We start from the raw sequence: 16690 nt of genomic DNA on the forward strand, positions 1-16690 counted from the left end.
TTAACATTATTTGCCCATAGCTTACAAGAAATCCCATTTCAACAGATAATTAAATTGCAACAAATTGATACCCACAGCGCCGTGCGCCTTCTAAAATGTATTCGGTGCGATTTACATTAGCCAATCCTGCCACTAAAGCTTGAAACATCTCTAATTCACTTCGGCATAAACTTTGACAAGCGCTTGCCGCTGCGCAAATAGGACAATGGTTTTCTAATAAAAATATTTCGGTTTTGGTCACTTCAACGGTGGCCATATATCCCTCAGCGGTTCTTATTTCAGCCAGTTTATTCACCTTAGCTAGCAAATCACTGCAGCTGGCTAGTTGCCCCTGATAATTGGCCAGAGTTTGTTTTTCCCTGTGGCTGATCAGCTGCTCTAAACCGTTATTACCGAAAACCGTTTTTACCGATTCAATCAACTGCAAAGTCAATTCACTATGGTTGTCACCAAATTCATTTTGGCTTTGCTCGGTAAGTTGCCAAAACCTTTGTGGCCGCCCCCGTGAAGCTTTTTTATCAAACGTATCGATTAAGCCCTGGGTTTGCAGTTGCTGCAAATGTTGGCGAGCCCCCATGCTGGTTAAACCTAGAGACAATGCGAGTTGTTGCGCCGTCTGCGGCCCTTCAAGCTTAAGGGTCTGCAATATTTTATCTGTACTTTTCATGACTTCATTATTTCTGCCACCAGCAGTTAAGTAAAGTTTTTTGTTTACTTAATTAAGTAAAGCATCTACTTTATAAAACATTAAATAAACAAAAAGCTTTACTAAAGGAATTAATATGTCCTATTTAATCGTTTCCAGCAGCCCAAGGGACGCTTCCCAGTCAGCCAAGGTCGCTCAATATTTACAGCAACAATTAGGTTCAAGTGCTGAACATTTAGAGCTTGTGCAACTCAACCTACCCTTTTGGGATGGCTCAGATGAAGCCATTGCAAAGCCACAATGGCAGCAAATTAAACATAAACTGAAACACGCACAGGGTTATATTTTTATTACCCCTGAATGGAATGGGATAGCGAGTCCATTGTTGAAAAACTTTTTGATGATGTGTGATGCGCAAGAGTGCGCCCACAAGCCTACTCTGTTGGTTTCTGTTGTCAGTGGCATCAGCGGCGTACACCCCATCAATGAATTAAAAATGAATGCCTTTAAAAATTCGCGCATGCTAGTGCTACCTGATTATCTGGTGATTCGCCATTGTGAAGATGCGCTCAATCATCCTAAGCCACAATCTTCGCAAGATGCTCGGACTCGCAGCAGAATCGAATACTGTTTACACCTGTTCAAGCAATACTGCCAAATGCTAGATCACAACAAACATAGATTGAGCCACCCACTTGCTAATGATTTTCCCTACAACCCATAACAAACAGGAAAAAGTAATGCGTCCAATGATTAATAAGGTTAATCACCTGCATGTATATGTGAACGATTTAGCCAAGGCGGCCGATTGGTATCAGAATATTTTAGGTTTCCAGCCCTTATCTGGTTTTGAAATATGGCACAGCGATAGCGGCCCATTAATGTTAGCCAGTGGAGAGGTTAAACTCGCCTTGTTTGTTAAGCCTAACAGCCCAAGTAACATCATTGCCTTTGAAGCCTCTGGTGAAGAGTTTATAGCTTGGATACAACACCTAACCGAGAGCCAACTGGCCTTTAACGTTAAAGACCATCAAATCACTTTTTCGGCTTATTTTAGCGACCCTGCTGGTAACGGCATCGAAATAACAACAAACGATCACCAGTATGTAGGGGGACATTATGCATCTTGAACACATTAATCTGGTCGTGCTTGACTTAGCTAAGTCTCTTAAGTTTTACCAAGCGGCTTTTCCACACTGGCAAGTCAGGGGTTCAGGCACAGGTGACTGGTATGGAAAACCAAGAACTTGGCTGCATTTTGGTGATAACGAGCAATACATCGCCCTAAGCGATCATGGTGAAGGCCAAAATAGAAACCTTAAAGGCACCCAAGTGGGCTTAGCGCACTTCGCCTATGTTTGTGACGATTTAAAGGGGCTAATTCAGCGCTTGCAAAAAGCCAACTTCAGCCCGCATATAGGCCCTACATTCGCTGAAAATCGCTCCAATGTTTATTACTTAGACGCCGACGGCTTTGAGGTTGAATTCGTGCAATATCACAGTGATGATCCCAGTATTCGCAATGACTACACGAGCTATATCTCAGGCTGAGCCCGCTAAGCTTGACCAAAATTCAAGCAGCCCTACACTTGCCCTTTTTAAGTAAAGGCCGACCTCATGCAGTTAGACCAGTATGTGCACACCCTAGGAAGATACCTTAAGGGCAAGTTTGATAACAAAGTCCGCAAACTGACACTAAATGCCGCTTTTACTTGTCCTAACCGAGATGGCACCTTAGGCAAAGGTGGCTGCACTTTTTGTAATGTTGATTCTTTTTCGCAGCAATCTGCTACTACCCCTATTAGTGAACAACTGGCTAGGGGTAAGAAGCAACTTGGCAACAAGGCGCAACAGTATCTTGCCTATTTTCAAGCCTATACCAGCACATACCGCGAAGTTGAGTACCTAAAGGCCCAATACCAGAGTGCCCTAATCGAGGCTAATATTGTCGGCCTATGCGTGGGCACCCGCCCTGACTGCGTGCCAGATGAAGTGCTGCAACTACTCGGTAGCTATGTTATGCAGGGTTATGAAGTATGGTTAGAGCTGGGCCTACAAACCAGCCATGATGCAACATTAAAACGCATCAATCGCGGCCACCAGTTTTCTGCTTACCAAGATGCGGTCAACCGTGCTCAAAAATACGGCATTAAAGTGTGTACCCATTTGATTTTAGGCTTGCCTGGCGAAGGGCAAACTGAAGTCATGCAAACCCTAGATAAGGTTCTTGCTGAACCTCTAGCCGGTATTAAGCTGCATCCACTGCATATCGTTGAAGGCAGCATTCTGGCCAAAGCTTATCGCGCTGGAAAAGTGGATGTATTAGATATGGATACCTATGCCCAATGGGCTGGTGACTTTATCCGCCACACCCCACAGGAAATCATTTTTCACCGGGTATCGGCCACTGCCAATAAACCCATGCTAATCGCCCCAGACTGGTGTCAACTGCGCTGGCCATCAGTCACCGCCGTATGTCAAAACCTCGCCGAACATGGCGGCCAAGGCGCGAATACCAATTCGCCTCTGATTATTAAGTAAGATAACAGAGTACAGGTGAGGAATAACAGAATCTGTATTCTCAAACCTCTATTCTCGAAGGACGCAGTCCGATCTCGCAGTCACGAAGTGACGCTCTCGAAGCAAAGCGCCCTGAAGCCTTCGGCTTCACATCGCTGCTTTTACATAAACATCGAAGCGGTTTTTCTTGGTGGCGATCACCATGGTAGGCTTAACATTTGCTAGCGGCTCGGCATAATCTGGCCTTTTAACCACGACACGTTTTTTAGCAATTGTTAGGGCTTGTTCTAATAAGCCGTCAGCATCCAAATCGGCACCAACAAGCTGTTGGAAGACGCGCATTTCTTTCTTTACCAGTGCAGACTTTTGCTTATGGGGATACATAGGGTCTAAATAGACCACATCGACTTCATCAGCGCCCAGCATATCATCCAAGCTTGAACCATGTCGCATACTCAATCGTTGCTCGATCCCTCGTAATTCATCGTGGGCTAATGAAGCGCGCTCAAGACCATCAGCAAGTAAAGAAGCAACATAAGGATTACGTTCATGCATTTGCACCTGACAGCCTAGGGTAGCCAACACGAAAGCGTCTCTGCCTAAACCGGCAGTAGCATCCAAAACACTTGGGTTATCCCCCCCTTTCAAGCCAACGGCCTTCGCAATAGCTTGACCTCTACCACCGCCAAATTTGCGGCGATGTGCGGTTGCCCCATCTACAAAATCAACACTAATTGCACCCATTTTAGGTTCCGGCAAATAACGCAGAGATAACTGGCCATCTAACCACAACATTTCAAAATCAGCATCCGCTTGATATTGCCAATTATAGGTTTCTGCAAATTGTTGTAATTTGACATCTTGCTGGTCGTAAATCACCCGAGTCATGGCTATCTCTTTATGTTAGTACAGGCAAAATTGGCCCCATTTAATCGTTGTATCAACGGCCATAGTTACAATATTTTGCGAGCTAAATCACTTTGTTGAACTTAAAAAACGTAAATTTATTGCCCTATCAACTTAAATCCGTATGCTAGCGCGGGTAGGGTATAAGGATTTACATATTCTATATTTATCAGCCAAATTATCACTGCCCGGTGATATTATTTAGCTGCCCCAAAAGCCTAAGCTTTTGGGGCTTTTTTTATTGTTCAGCTTGCTCTATCTCATCTTCGTCTACAATACCCAGCCAGTCGTGCAATATATTTAACACCCTTTCCTTACCTGCTTTCTTCAGTGATGAAAAAGACTCCACTTGAATCAGGTCTGCATAAGCTGCTAATTCTTTGCGCACTTTTAAAACTGTATTTTTAGCCGCACCACTTTTGAGTTTATCGCTTTTAGTTAACAACGCTAGAACAGGCAATCTGTTATGAACAGACCATTCTATCATTTGCATATCAACATCTTTTAATGGATGCCTAATATCCATTAAAACAACAATACCCCGCAAACAGTCACGCTCTTGAAGGTATTCTGATAATGATGCTTGCCACTTTTTCTTAACCTCTAAGGGGACCTGGGCAAAGCCATAACCAGGTAAATCGATTAGTCTTCTATCTTCATCGATGGCAAACACATTAATTAACTGAGTACGCCCAGGCGTCTTACTGGTTCTTGCAAGCGCCTTTTGTTCAGTTAAACAGTTCAAGGCACTGGATTTACCAGCGTTAGAACGACCAGCAAAAGCAATCTCGATGCCGCTATCTTCCCCTAAATGGCGAATATCTGGTGCACTAGTGACAAATTTTGCTTGGCGTAAATGATTCTGTTTCGGGCTCAAAGGGCTTTCCTCTTATTTGGCATTTTGTTAAACGACCGATTTACTTATCAAGAAATGCTTACTTTTGCACAATTTCGTGTAAAATACTGAGTCGATCATATTATTATCTATTTTAACATGCTTGTGGCCTTTGTCTGTAAGCCTTAAAACACTAAAATTAAAAATTGGATTGCTCACTATGAAAAAGTTGTTATTCGCATTGTCTCTAATTGGTTTATCTGCATCACCAGCTATTGCTGCGGGTGACGCTGAAGCTGGTAAGGCTTTATCTGCTACTTGTGCTGCATGTCACATGGCTGATGGTAATAGCATGGTTCCGATGTGGCCAAAACTTGCAGGTCAACATCCACAATACTTAATTAAACAAATTAATGATTTTAAAGCAGGCGCCATGTCTGCTGGCAAGCAAGGTCGTTTTGATCCTACCATGAGCCCGATGGCACTTGCATTACCAACAGACCAAGCGGTAGCTGATGTTGCAGCATACTTCGCTTCTCAAGCCGTGTCAGCAAACCCAAAACAACAAGCTGCCGCTGTTGCTGCTGATTTATGGAATGGCGGTGACGCTGAGCGTGGCATCGCAGCCTGTGCCGCCTGTCACGGCCCAACAGCGACTGGCATGGCCGCCGCGGGATTCCCTTCTCTAAAAGGTCAGCATGCAACTTATATCGAAGGTCAGCTTAAAAAGTTCCGTGATGGTTCACGTAACAACGACCAAAACGGCATGATGCAAGACACCGCTAAGAAACTTACAGACAATGAAATTTCTGAGCTAGCAAAATACATCTCAAGCCTATAATTTCAATGAAATTTATTCTTTAAAGGGGAGCTAATCAGCTCCCCTTTTGTCTTTTTATAATAAAAATTTAGCAAAAGATGGTTGACACTCAAGTCACATTTTATTACAAATAGTGACGTTGGTAACACAAATAGCAAAAAATACTGGCTATGCTAGTTTTTGAGTTAGTGCGACCAGATAAAATCACAAAAAAATTAATAATAACAAAATAATAAAATGTGATTGGGCTTTAGCCCGAATAATAATAATAAAAGTGATAACTAGTAGGAGTTTTATCCACTTTACTTTGTAAAGAATGCTAGTTCAATGCTCCAACAATAAGCTGCTTACTTACGACAGGATGTCTAAGATGCACTGCATTGCTATTAGGCTGTTTATTGATGGTTTTGAGCATTATTCTCACAATGATTGTGACTCGCATTAGGATTGATGCAATTGGCATATTTGCCAGTGCTTTGCACATAAAAATAACTAAGAGCATGGAAGTAACAAAACATAATACGGACATCGATACCAGGACGGTAGCTTTGAGCATGATGCTTATAACAGGTTAATGTCATATGACATTTTTTAAAATGGCGACAGATACTTCTGTCGCCTTTTTTATTTGTTCATTTTTGTGTTATCTTAAACTTTATTGCCCTTTCTGAGGTTATAGTGCAACACACTTGCCCCCTTTGCTTACATGACCAAACTGTTGCTTATCATCAAGACAAGCGTCGCCACTATTTCCAATGTGAGCAATGCCAATTAGTCTTCGCCGATCCCAGCACGTTATTACCGCCTCAGGCCGAAGTCAGTCAGTATAACTTGCATCAAAATGATCATAACGATATAGGTTATCGCCGCTTCCTTAATCGTCTTTGCGAACCTTTATTAGAGAGATTAGCTCTTGAACAAAAAGGTATTGATTTTGGTTGCGGGCCAGGGCCTACTCTGTCTTTGATGCTCGAAGAACAACAGCCTAAAGTGGCCCTTTATGACCCCTACTTTCATCCTGACAGAAGCGTTCTCAGAGAGCGCTATGACTTTATCACCTGCACCGAAGCCATCGAGCATTTTTATCGCCCAGCCAGGGAATGGCAGTTATTTTTAGATATGCTCAATCATGGGGGCTGGCTAGGCATAATGACCAAGCTAGTGAAAAGCCCTGAAGCTTTTGGCAATTGGCATTATAAAAATGATCCAACCCATGTGAGCTTCTTTAGTGAGGCAACCTTTGAATTTCTCGCCCAGCGGGATGGCTTTGAACTAGAATTTATTGGGCAAGATGTCATCTTAATGCAAAAACATTGATGCAAAAAGCGACACTTTCTGGTATAAAACGCCCCCTTAAATACTGTTAGATAACGAGACTTTATTATGACTCGCAAGAAAAAATCACGTGTACTTGGATCCCATGGCCCGCAGCTTAAACCTAAAGAAAAAAGCGTCAAGGTTGAATCTAAGAAAAAGGGCAAAGGTAAGTCTTCAGGTTCTCGTAACGCCTTCGACTCACAATCACAGTCTGCCTCAAATAAGCATAATAAAGCGGTTAATCCAATGTTGGGTAGCAAAAAACCGATTTCTCTAACCGCTACGGTTGCCACCACTAAGCAAACTCAGGTAGAGCGCTTAAGTGATAGGGACGCCGAAATATTGCTAATGCAGATAGAAAATGATCCTCGCTTAAACCGTCTGTTAGATAAAGTTGAACAAAATGCTGTGCTTGCTAAGCAAGATCGCAAGTGGATGAATCAACAGCTTCGCCGTATTGAAGAGTTAATGGAACAACTTGGCATTAGCCTCGATGACGAAGAGCTCGATTTTATCGAAGAAGTTAATATTGATGCTGCTGAAACTAAGCCTGCGAGTGATGAAGACCGTCTTGACAGTTTTGATAGTGCTCAGGATTTCTTAGAAAGCTTCAAGGATAAGTAATTATGCTGATTGCTGTGGCAATTATTGGCCTAATTATCATCGTTGCTCTGGGTGCTTATGCTGGGCACCTTCTTATAAAGCTTAAAGGCCAAAAACAAAAACAGGCTGAAGCTCACGCCATGCTCAAGAAAAAGCAACAAGAGCGCCTTGACTACATTCAATTAAGCATTCAAGTGATTGCCAAGGGTATAACACAAGAACAATGTGAAATTGGCGAAGGCGTCATTCGACTTGCAGGGCTTTTCAGAGCGGCAGAAACGGCGGGTATTGAAAACCGGTACAAAGGTTTGCTACCAAATATTCATGAATTACACGCTAAAATTAACCATCATCCAATTTTAGATGCTCGTAAACAATATAATAATAAAGAATTAATGAAGTTTGATTTAGAGCGAATGAAGCTTGAAATTGAATACAAGCAGGCAGTGACTAACGAAGCCAAGCTATTGCATGAATTCGACTTCAACAAAGCACTACCGATAGGCGATATACCTGTCAAGTTGGTATAGGGTTCGCAAAGCCGCCTATTAAATAACATTAGGCGGCTTTTATTTTAAGTAGGTTTATTATTTATATTGCTTGCCATCTTTCATAACGAAGTCGATGCTTTCCAGCACCCTAATGTCATCCAGAGGGTTGCCTTTTACCGCAACAATATCCGCCAAGTAACCTGCCTTTAACTGGCCAATGTTGTCTTGATTAAGGGTTCTAGCCGCAACCGATGTGGCACTTTTAATCGCCGCCATTTCATCCATTCCCGCATCCACCATGATAGCGAACTCTTTTGCATTATCACCATGATAAAAGACGCCTGCATCAGTACCATAGGCAATTGTTACTCCCGCTTTTACCGCTCTGGCAAACGTCTCTTTAATTAACGGACCAATTTTAGCCGCTTTAGGTCGAACAATTTCTGGGTAGTAGCCCGGAATTGCGGCTTGTTGAGCCACAAATGCCCCCGCCAATAAAGTCGGCACATAAGTCACATTATGCTTTTTCATTAGTGCCATGATCTCATTGTCCATGTAGGTGCCATGCTCAATGGTGGTCACGCCTGCCATAATAGCGCGGCGCATACCTTCCCTACCGTGGGCATGTACCGCAACCGTCATTCCGTAATCCTTTGCAGTGTTAACTATCGCCTCTAACTCATGCATTTGAAACTGTGGATTTTGGCCGGATTTGGCCATTGAAAGCACCCCACCCGTGGCGGTGATTTTAATTAAGTCTGCCCCATCCTGATAACGTTCACGCACCGCCTTAGTAGCTTCAACCGCACCATTAATCACACCATCGGCTGGCGTAGGTTGATCCCACAAGCCCTTGCGGTGGCCATTGGATGGGTCGGCATGACCTCCTGTTGTTGCGATTGATTTTCCAGCAGTGAAAATCCTTGGGCCGATCACATAGCCGCCGTTAATCGCATTTCTTAGGGAAATAGAGGCATTACCCTTATCGCCTAAATCACGCACTGAGGTAAACCCCGCCTCCAAGGTCCGTTTAGCATATAAAGCTCCACGTAAGGCGACATCGGCGGGTTCTAAACGATAATTTTCAAGATAATTATTTTTGCTGGTTTGCATCACTAAATGGGTATGCATATCGATAAACCCTGGCAGTAATGTCGCATCCTTTAGATCAATCAAAGTGTCGCTACTGCTAGGGGTTATGTAACCAGATTTGATGGCAGTGATCTTATTACCTTCGACAACAATTGTTTGCTTGGTAAGTACTTTATCATTCACACCATCGATTAATTTCCCTGAATGTATCAGGGTTGCAGCTGATGCACTATAGGCACTTACTAACAGTGCAAGTAAGGAGAGCTTTTTCAACATATTTATTACCTTCCGTTGTTGTTGTCGCTACAAGTTACCCTGTAATCCAATCTAGATCAAAGTTCTGCCACCTTGCTTTTGCGATAATAGCTTGAATTTTTGTATGGCAGAGGTCGGCATGAGCCAATTAGCTTGGGATCAATCATTAATAGAAAAATATAATTACAGTGGCCCCCGTTACACGTCCTATCCTACGGCACTTGAATTTAATCAAGATTTCAATGAAGCTCAATGGCGTCAAGCCATCATCAATAGTGATAGTCGTAAGCTTTCCCTGTATCTGCATGTGCCCTTTTGCCATAAACTTTGCTACTACTGTGGCTGTAATAAAATTGTCACCCGCCACCAGCACAAGGCCGATCAGTACCTTGAGTACCTCACCAAAGAAATTATGAGTCGCGCGCCACTATTTAAAGACTACCAAGTGACACAGATGCACTGGGGCGGTGGTACACCAACATTTTTAACCGACGAACAAATTGTGGCGGTGACGAGCCTATTAAAAGAGCAATTTAATTTTGCTGATGATGGCGAGTTCTCGATTGAGATTGACCCAAGGGAAATCAAACTCTCGACCTTAGACACCCTTAAGGCAGTAGGCTTTAATCGTATTAGTGTCGGTGTACAGGACTTTAATAAAGACGTACAAGTGGCAGTTAACCGTGAGCAAGATGAACAGTTTATTTTTGATTTATTTGCCAAAGCCAAAGCACTTGGTTTTGAGTCGAGCAACGCTGATTTAATTTATGGTCTGCCCCATCAAACCCCAGAATCTTTTAAAAAGACCATTGAACGCACCATAGAATTAAGCCCAGACAGACTGTCGGTATTTAACTATGCCCATATGCCGGCTCGATTTGCCGCCCAGCGTAAGATTAAAGATGAACATTTAGCGGGCCCTCAGGCTAAATTATCCATGCTGCATAACTCTATTGAGCAACTAACCGCGGCTGGCTACCAGTACATAGGCATGGACCACTTTGCTAAGCCGGATGATGAACTAGCAAAGCTGCAAAGGGCGGGTAAATTACACCGTAATTTCCAGGGCTATACCACCCAACCGGAATGTGACCTATTGGGCCTTGGGGTCTCGGCAATTTCTCAAGTAGGCAAAGCCTATGCCCAAAACCAGAAAGATTTAAAACCCTACTATGCTGCCATTGATGAGCAAGGGCACGCTCTATGGAAAGGTTGCGCATTAACAGAAGATGACCTCATTCGTCGTGCGGTGATTAAGCAGTTAATCTGCCATTTTGAATTGGACTTTGCCGCCATAGAGGCGGAGTTTTCTATTGAATTTGAGCAATATTTCCAGCATGACTTAGCGCTATTACAAACCTTTATTGATGATGGCCTAGTGTCCTATCAAGCTCGACAATTAAAGGTGGTAGGTACCGGCCAATTGCTGATCCGTAATATCTGTATGTGCTTCGATAGCTACTTCCGAGAAAAAGCTCGTCAACAACAATTTTCACGAGTTATCTAAGATCCGAGTAGCCTCTCACTTTAAAAGTCGGAGGCTACATTTTGACCACCCCATCAATTCAAATCCCGATCCAGATCAATTTACAGTTTTACCTTTTCAGGTCTAATAGACCATATAGACATTTCCTACCAACATATATCAATATGTTGTGCATTAAATTTTGGAGTCAAGGTGAAGCTAGCTGTTATTAAACGCGACGGACGTCGCAGCCTGTTTGATGGTAATCGAATTATTGATGCCGTATCGAAAGCATTTACGGCTTCCGCTGTAGAGCCTGATGATCATCCCATACAAATCTTAAATGCTATTAAAGCTAAGCTAACGTCGCTAAATGAGATCACTATCCACCAACTGCAGCAGCTCGTTGAAGACCAACTGATGCATCTAGCCGATAAGTCCGTGGCGCGTCATTATATTGAATACCGCTTTGAGCGGGACTTAGCTCGTGAAAAGAACAGCCAGCTTATTCAAGAAATCGAAGGCTTAATCGACCAAAGTAACTTAACTGTTATCAATGAAAATGCCAACAAAGATGGCAAAGTGATCCCAACCCAGCGTGACTTATTAGCCGGCATTGTGGCTAAGCATTATGCCCGTAATCACCTATTGCCTAAGCATATTGTTAACGCCCATGACGCGGGTGAACTGCATTACCATGACTTAGACTACTCGCCATTTTTTCCTATGTTTAACTGTATGCTCATCGATCTGAAGGGTATGTTAAGCGGCGGCTTTAAAATGGGGAATGCTGAAATTGAAACGCCAAAATCCATTGCTACCGCCACTGCTGTGACGGCACAAATCATTGCTCAGGTGGCCAGCCATATTTATGGTGGCACCACCATCAACCGTATTGATGAAGTATTAGCCCCATACGTTACCCTTAGCCATGATAAGCACCTGGCCACAGCGCAAGAGTGGGATATCCCTAATGCTGAGCAGTATGCTAAAAAAATGACCGAGAAAGAGTGTCTAGACGCGTTCCAGTCACTTGAATATGAAGTTAACACCTTGCATACCGCCAACGGCCAAACACCATTTGTGACCTTTGGCTTTGGCCTAGGTGATAGCTGGCAGGCGCGTCTAATTCAACAGTCTATCTTCAAAATTCGCATTGCCGGTCTAGGTAAAAATGCCAAAACCGCCGTGTTCCCTAAACTCGTGTTTGCCATTAAAGAAGGCTTAAACCGTCAACCACAGGATCCTAACTATGACATTAAGCAGTTAGCACTAGAGTGCGCTAGCGTGCGTATGTACCCGGACATTCTTAACTATGACAAAGTAGTGGAAGTAACAGGTTCATTCAAAACCCCAATGGGATGTCGCAGCTTCCTAGGGACCTATGAAGAAGCTGGCGAGCTGATCCATGAAGGGCGCAATAATATCGGTGTGGTCAGCCTTAACCTGCCGCGCATTGCCATTGAAGCTAAAAATGATGAGCAGGCCTTCTACAAAATCCTTGATCAGCGCCTAAGTGTTGCTAAAGATGCGCTGATGTCTCGCATTGAGCGCCTAAATAACGTCAAAGCAAAAGTTGCCCCAATACTGTACATGGAAGGTGCTTGTGGCGTACGTTTAGGTCCAGAAGACCCTGTTAGCGAAATCTTTAAAAACGGTCGAGCGTCTATTTCCCTTGGTTATATTGGCGTGCATGAGACCATTAATGCACTTTACGGTAGTGACAAACACCTCTTTGATGATGCCAAGCGGCAACAAAAGGCGATAGCGATTGTCAAATACCTGAAACAGCAAACCGAGCAGTGGAAAGCCGAAACTGGTTATGGCTTTAGCCTGTATGCGACCCCGAGTGAGAATCTGTGCTCTCGCTTCTGTACCCTTGATACTAAAACATTTGGGGCAATTGAGGGGGTAACTGATAAGGGCTACTACACCAACTCGTTCCATTTAGATGTAGAAAAGCAGGCGAACCCGTACGATAAAATCGATTTTGAAATGCCATACCCTGCCATTTCTAACGGCGGCTACATTTGCTACGGCGAATACCCAAACATGCAACATAACCTTGAAGCGTTAGAAAACGTTTGGGATTACAGCTATGACCGAGTGCCTTACTATGGCACCAATACCCCAATTGATGAATGCTACCAATGTGGTTACACCGGTGAGTTTGAGACCACTTCTAAGGGCTTTTGCTGCCCTGGCTGTGGTAACAATGACAGCGCCAGCGTATCTGTGACTCGTCGCGTGTGTGGCTATTTGGGTAGCCCAGAAGCACGTCCATTTAACTTCGGTAAGCAAGTAGAAGTGCAACGCCGAGTGAAGCACCTGTAGTCATTATGAATTACCATAAATACCACAGCCTTGATGTGATCAACGGCCCCGGCACCCGTGTTAGCCTGTTTGTTGCAGGCTGTGAGCACCATTGCCGCGGCTGTTTCAACCAAAGCACCTTATCGCCAACGAGCGGTATCCCTGTGACTCAGGCATTGGTTGAACAAATCATTATAGATTTGCAGGACAGTCGCATCCCAAGACGGGGGTTATCACTCTCTGGTGGTGATCCCCTGCATCCTGCAAATCTGGATGGTATTTTGGATATCGTTACTCAAGTAAAAGCCGCCTGTCCTGATAAAGACATTTGGATGTGGAGTGGCTATAGCTATGAACAGCTCAGCGACAAACAACGTCGCATAGTGGCTATGATTGATGTGTTAGTCGATGGTAAATTTGAGCAAGAATTAAAAGACCCTAGCTTAAAGTTTAGGGGCAGTAGCAATCAGAGAATCATTAACATTCAAACACTATAACCATCTTGTAATAATACAATTTGGTTTTTGCCTCTATTTTTGGCTTGAAACAAGCCCTTATCCGCTGTTTTAATTTTATCGAAAATATCATCACAGGGCGTGTGCACTTGTTGGATAGCAAAGCTTGCTTCTAGGGCTATCTCAATGTTGTTGTTTTCGATCGCTAGCGCCTTCATTTGCTGTTGGATTCTATTAACAACCAAGGTCGCCTGTTTTAGCTTGGTATTTCGCAACAATAATACAAATTCATCTCCGCCTAAGCGGCAAATAATGTCATCGCCGCGTATATTCTCATTGACGATTTCAACCAAACGACGCAATGCTTTATCACCACCGTCGTGGCCATATTGATTATTAATCCCTTTAAAGTCATCTAAATCAATTAATACCAGAGTGGCCACTTCTGCTGAAGGTGCTTGCTGCATACATAAACTTGTTAAACCTCGGCGGTTCAATGCCCCTGTTAGGGTGTCTGTATTAGCCTGTTTTCTCAATTCTTTGGCTAGGTCACTGGCAATGATTAAAATTGATGAAAGCCCCATACCTACATAGGCCGCTGGGGTAAATAAATTATTGATACTCTCATATAAAGCTATCGTTTGTGGAACCGCAAGACTTCCTTGTGATAGTACGATAAGTGCAGTGGCAAACTGAATTCCACCCCATATTGTGAGACCTACGATCATGGTTCTTTCAGCAGGTTTATATTTTGAAGGAGTACACCACAACAAATAGGCACAATAGTACACCACCAGCGCTTCGCTCAAAGGAACTAAAAACATTTTAAGCCCCTGGTGCGGAACCACCACAGTAGAAAATACCAAACCTGCATATAATGCAACGCAATAGAGCAACATCCAGGTTGTCAATGGCTTTTCCCCTAGCCTTGCCCTATGCCCCGCCACGCAAAGCAAATAAGCACTGATAGTGGTAAAATTAACCACTAACCAATAAAGTGAAAAATGCCCCATTCCTGCTTTAACACTATTTAGCAAGCTGCTTATTAATATCAGTGAAAAAAAGCCACACCACAACGCAACAAAAGACTTTTTATAGATATAAAGCCAAGTTACTAGCATTACCAAGGTTAAAATTAGCGCAATGATGGATACGGTTATGTGTACATGACTGACTGAAAATGGCATTTCATCATCCCTAATTTATTAACACACCATTAACTATTGATGCTATTTTATACACCAGTCACTTTGTAACTCAATTTATATTTAACAATTAGGGGTTTCACGTTGAAAAAATTTAAAAATGAAGGGCAATTACTTAAAAAGTCACTCGTACTGGCACAGGCTTACGGTGTCCAAAGGGGATTTGGCTCTTTTCCCCCAGGAGCCTCTGAAAAAGATAAAGTTGAGGCCAGTTATCGTATGCTGGTTGCAGATAAAAGAATTACACCGCTACCACCACAAAAAGAAACTGGCCCAGAAATGCGCCACCGTTTAGTGTTGTGGTTAACAAAGCAGCTACCTGAAGATCACCCATTATTAGAAACCTAAGTGAACTGGATCACATCGTTAAATTTAAGGACAAATAACACTAGTTAACAATATCGCTTGAGTAATAGTATACCTTTCCAGCGTTAGGCCTAGAAATCACTTAGGCCAGAAAGTATCTATACTTTATACCAATCCAATTTGGTATTAACAGCTCACACGCCCCAATCAGTTCTGGGAAGATAAACATATAAATACATTAGAGGCTTTATGAAGACTCCAATTCTTGGCGCACAAATGCTACTTGTGGCCTTCGGTGCAACTACGCTGGTACCGATTCTAACGGGCATTGACCCTCGATTAGCACTATTAGGTGCTGGTGTGGGTACTTTGATTTTCCAACTTTGCACTAAACGTCAAATCCCTATCTATCTAGGTTCTTCTTTTGCCTTTATCGCGCCAATTATTCTAGGTGCTGAGCAATTTGGTATGGCAGCAACCATGTGTGGCCTAATGGCTGCCGGTGTGGTGTTTTTATTAGCATCGGCTGTAGTTAAAGAAAGAGGGGTAGAAGTCTTTGAAAAATATCTACCGCCAGTGGTCGTTGGTCCAGTCATTATGGTGATTGGTTTAGCCCTAGCCCCTACTGCAGTAAACATGGCCCTAGGTAAAACTGGTGATGGTGCAGTTCAGCTAGTCGAGCAAGACATTGCTATGATTATCTCATTGGCCTCTCTTATTACCACGATTATCATCTCAACCATGGCTCGAGGCATGCTCAAGCTACTGCCTATTTTATGCGGTGTATTAGTAGGTTATGGTCTTGGCAGTTACTATGGCATTATTAATTTTGGCACAATTGCAGATGCTCAGTGGTTCTCAGCGCCTGAATTTGTTACCCCAGAATTTAGCTGGGAGGCAATTTTGTTTATTGCTCCTATCGGTTTAATTGTCACTATCGAGCACTTTGGTGACATGCTGGCCATTTCCAATGTGACGGGTAAAGACTTTATTAAAGAGCCAGGTATTCATCGCTCATTAATGGGTGATGGTTTCGCGACTATTGCCGCCACCAGCTTTGGTGGGCCACCTGTTGTGACCTACGGTGAGGTAACCGGTGCAGTAAGCCTTCTTAAAACCTATAACCCTGCAATTATGACTTGGACAGCATGTTTTGCGATAGCTTTAGCTTTTGTTGGCAAAACCGGGGCGGTATTACTTTCGATTCCTGTGCCAGTAATGGGCGGCATCATGTGCCTGCTATTTGGTTCAATTGCCGCGATTGGTCTGAACACCCTTATTCAGAAGCAAGTAGACCTTAATCAGCCTCGTAATTTGGTGATTGTGGCGGTGACCTTAGTATTTGGTATTGGCGGCATGGCTATAGGCCTTGGCGAGTTTACCCTTAAAGGTGTTGGCCTGTGCGGTATTCTTGCGATCATCCTAAATATCATCTTACCTCAAGAGCAAAAAGCTTAACTT

At 43.3% G+C, this 16690-nt stretch carries 19 protein-coding genes; 13 read left to right on the forward strand and 6 right to left on the reverse strand.

Annotated features, from left to right (window positions below):
* Positions 1 to 49: 49 nt before the first annotated feature.
* On the reverse strand, positions 50 to 667 hold the full coding sequence (locus tag GFB48_RS08525; protein ID WP_163933963.1) for a metalloregulator ArsR/SmtB family transcription factor: 618 nt from the start codon (positions 665 to 667) through the stop codon (positions 50 to 52).
* Positions 668 to 782: 115 nt separating this feature from the next.
* On the opposite strand from GFB48_RS08525, the gene GFB48_RS08530 reads away from it, so the two are divergent.
* The 4 genes from GFB48_RS08530 (at position 783) to GFB48_RS08545 (ending at position 3187) form a co-directional block, all read left to right on the forward strand.
* Positions 783 to 1370, forward strand: coding sequence for an NADPH-dependent FMN reductase (locus GFB48_RS08530; protein ID WP_163933966.1), 588 nt, complete (start codon positions 783 to 785; stop codon positions 1368 to 1370).
* A gap of 16 nt (positions 1371 to 1386) precedes the next feature.
* Positions 1387 to 1776: a VOC family protein gene (locus GFB48_RS08535; RefSeq protein ID WP_163933969.1), complete on the forward strand. Its 390-nt coding sequence runs from the start codon at positions 1387 to 1389 to the stop codon at positions 1774 to 1776.
* Positions 1763 to 2197, forward strand: coding sequence for a VOC family protein (locus tag GFB48_RS08540; RefSeq protein WP_163934047.1), 435 nt, complete (start codon positions 1763 to 1765; stop codon positions 2195 to 2197). Before GFB48_RS08535 ends, GFB48_RS08540 begins: the two co-directional genes overlap by 14 nt.
* A gap of 66 nt (positions 2198 to 2263) precedes the next feature.
* Positions 2264 to 3187 (forward strand): TIGR01212 family radical SAM protein, encoded by a 924-nt coding sequence (locus tag GFB48_RS08545; RefSeq protein ID WP_163933972.1) that lies wholly within the window; start codon positions 2264 to 2266, stop codon positions 3185 to 3187.
* Positions 3188 to 3313: 126 nt separating this feature from the next.
* On the opposite strand, the gene GFB48_RS08550 is transcribed toward GFB48_RS08545, so the two are convergent.
* Positions 3314 to 4054, reverse strand: a complete 741-nt coding sequence (locus GFB48_RS08550; protein WP_163933975.1) for a class I SAM-dependent methyltransferase — start codon at positions 4052 to 4054, stop codon at positions 3314 to 3316.
* 256 nt (positions 4055 to 4310) lie between these two features.
* A complete protein-coding gene (yihA, locus tag GFB48_RS08555) occupies positions 4311 to 4949 on the reverse strand; it encodes a ribosome biogenesis GTP-binding protein YihA/YsxC (RefSeq protein WP_163933976.1) in 639 nt (212 codons plus the stop codon).
* Positions 4950 to 5127: 178 nt separating this feature from the next.
* Between yihA and GFB48_RS08560 the strand changes: the two genes are divergently transcribed.
* Entirely contained in the window at positions 5128 to 5748 is a 621-nt protein-coding gene (locus GFB48_RS08560; protein WP_163933979.1) for a cytochrome c, read from the forward strand.
* Positions 5749 to 6122: 374 nt separating this feature from the next.
* Here GFB48_RS08560 and GFB48_RS08565 read toward each other — a convergent pair whose 3' ends face one another.
* A complete protein-coding gene (locus GFB48_RS08565; RefSeq protein ID WP_163933981.1) occupies positions 6123 to 6308 on the reverse strand; it encodes a hypothetical protein in 186 nt (61 codons plus the stop codon).
* 97 nt (positions 6309 to 6405) lie between these two features.
* On the opposite strand from GFB48_RS08565, the gene GFB48_RS08570 reads away from it, so the two are divergent.
* From GFB48_RS08570 to GFB48_RS08580, 3 genes are all read left to right on the forward strand, one after another.
* Complete coding sequence (locus tag GFB48_RS08570) at positions 6406 to 7044, forward strand: class I SAM-dependent methyltransferase (protein ID WP_205597703.1); 639 nt, start codon at positions 6406 to 6408, stop codon at positions 7042 to 7044.
* Between the two features lie 66 nt (positions 7045 to 7110).
* The gene (gene yihI, locus GFB48_RS08575; protein ID WP_163933984.1) at positions 7111 to 7668 is read left to right on the forward strand and encodes a Der GTPase-activating protein YihI; all 558 of its coding nucleotides are present in this window, start codon (positions 7111 to 7113) and stop codon (positions 7666 to 7668) included.
* 2 nt (positions 7669 to 7670) lie between these two features.
* Entirely contained in the window at positions 7671 to 8177 is a 507-nt protein-coding gene (locus tag GFB48_RS08580; RefSeq protein ID WP_163933986.1) for a DUF2489 domain-containing protein, read from the forward strand.
* A 57-nt stretch (positions 8178 to 8234) separates the two neighbouring features.
* Here the strand turns inward: GFB48_RS08580 and GFB48_RS08585 are convergent, their stop codons facing one another.
* On the reverse strand, positions 8235 to 9506 hold the full coding sequence (locus GFB48_RS08585; RefSeq protein WP_163933988.1) for an amidohydrolase family protein: 1272 nt from the start codon (positions 9504 to 9506) through the stop codon (positions 8235 to 8237).
* Positions 9507 to 9624: 118 nt separating this feature from the next.
* Here GFB48_RS08585 and hemN point away from each other — a divergent pair, with 118 nt between their 5' ends.
* The 3 genes from hemN (at position 9625) to nrdG (ending at position 13760) form a co-directional block, all read left to right on the forward strand.
* Complete coding sequence (gene hemN, locus GFB48_RS08590; protein ID WP_205597704.1) at positions 9625 to 10992, forward strand: oxygen-independent coproporphyrinogen III oxidase; 1368 nt, start codon at positions 9625 to 9627, stop codon at positions 10990 to 10992.
* Positions 10993 to 11163: 171 nt separating this feature from the next.
* Positions 11164 to 13284: an anaerobic ribonucleoside-triphosphate reductase gene (nrdD, locus tag GFB48_RS08595; RefSeq protein WP_163933992.1), complete on the forward strand. Its 2121-nt coding sequence runs from the start codon at positions 11164 to 11166 to the stop codon at positions 13282 to 13284.
* A gap of 5 nt (positions 13285 to 13289) precedes the next feature.
* The gene (gene nrdG, locus GFB48_RS08600; RefSeq protein WP_163933994.1) at positions 13290 to 13760 is read left to right on the forward strand and encodes an anaerobic ribonucleoside-triphosphate reductase-activating protein; all 471 of its coding nucleotides are present in this window, start codon (positions 13290 to 13292) and stop codon (positions 13758 to 13760) included.
* Here nrdG and GFB48_RS08605 read toward each other — a convergent pair.
* Entirely contained in the window at positions 13748 to 14905 is a 1158-nt protein-coding gene (locus GFB48_RS08605) for a GGDEF domain-containing protein (RefSeq protein ID WP_163933996.1), read from the reverse strand. The two genes, nrdG and GFB48_RS08605, sit on opposite strands and share 13 nt — an antisense overlap.
* A gap of 102 nt (positions 14906 to 15007) precedes the next feature.
* Between GFB48_RS08605 and GFB48_RS08610 the strand changes: the two genes are divergently transcribed.
* Together GFB48_RS08610 and GFB48_RS08615 are read left to right on the forward strand one after the other, a co-directional pair.
* Complete coding sequence (locus GFB48_RS08610) at positions 15008 to 15271, forward strand: DUF5062 family protein (protein ID WP_163933998.1); 264 nt, start codon at positions 15008 to 15010, stop codon at positions 15269 to 15271.
* A 207-nt stretch (positions 15272 to 15478) separates the two neighbouring features.
* Positions 15479 to 16687: a uracil-xanthine permease family protein gene (locus tag GFB48_RS08615; RefSeq protein WP_163934001.1), complete on the forward strand. Its 1209-nt coding sequence runs from the start codon at positions 15479 to 15481 to the stop codon at positions 16685 to 16687.
* Positions 16688 to 16690: the final 3 nt, after the last annotated feature.

Origin of the sequence: Paraferrimonas sp. SM1919 (assembly GCF_010993985.1) — a bacterium.
Taxonomy (GTDB): domain Bacteria; phylum Pseudomonadota; class Gammaproteobacteria; order Enterobacterales; family Shewanellaceae; genus SM1919.

Bases quoted from the DNA above. Each gene is read 5' to 3' on its own strand.
- GFB48_RS08615 (WP_163934001.1), top strand. From the start codon at position 15,479: ATGAAGACTCCAATTCTTGGCGCACAAATGCTACTTGTGGCCTTCGGT.
- GFB48_RS08580 (WP_163933986.1), top strand. From the start codon at position 7,671: ATGCTGATTGCTGTGGCAATTATTGGCCTAATTATCATCGTTGCTCTG.
- GFB48_RS08535 (WP_163933969.1), top strand. From the start codon at position 1,387: ATGCGTCCAATGATTAATAAGGTTAATCACCTGCATGTATATGTGAAC.
- GFB48_RS08545 (WP_163933972.1), top strand. From the start codon at position 2,264: ATGCAGTTAGACCAGTATGTGCACACCCTAGGAAGATACCTTAAGGGC.
- hemN (WP_205597704.1), top strand. From the start codon at position 9,625: ATGAGCCAATTAGCTTGGGATCAATCATTAATAGAAAAATATAATTAC.
- yihI (WP_163933984.1), top strand. From the start codon at position 7,111: ATGACTCGCAAGAAAAAATCACGTGTACTTGGATCCCATGGCCCGCAG.
- GFB48_RS08565 (WP_163933981.1), bottom strand. From the start codon at position 6,308: ATGACATTAACCTGTTATAAGCATCATGCTCAAAGCTACCGTCCTGGT.
- GFB48_RS08530 (WP_163933966.1), top strand. From the start codon at position 783: ATGTCCTATTTAATCGTTTCCAGCAGCCCAAGGGACGCTTCCCAGTCA.
- GFB48_RS08605 (WP_163933996.1), bottom strand. From the start codon at position 14,905: ATGCCATTTTCAGTCAGTCATGTACACATAACCGTATCCATCATTGCG.
- GFB48_RS08560 (WP_163933979.1), top strand. From the start codon at position 5,128: ATGAAAAAGTTGTTATTCGCATTGTCTCTAATTGGTTTATCTGCATCA.
- GFB48_RS08525 (WP_163933963.1), bottom strand. From the start codon at position 667: ATGAAAAGTACAGATAAAATATTGCAGACCCTTAAGCTTGAAGGGCCG.
- nrdG (WP_163933994.1), top strand. From the start codon at position 13,290: ATGAATTACCATAAATACCACAGCCTTGATGTGATCAACGGCCCCGGC.
- GFB48_RS08585 (WP_163933988.1), bottom strand. From the start codon at position 9,506: ATGTTGAAAAAGCTCTCCTTACTTGCACTGTTAGTAAGTGCCTATAGT.
- GFB48_RS08550 (WP_163933975.1), bottom strand. From the start codon at position 4,054: ATGACTCGGGTGATTTACGACCAGCAAGATGTCAAATTACAACAATTT.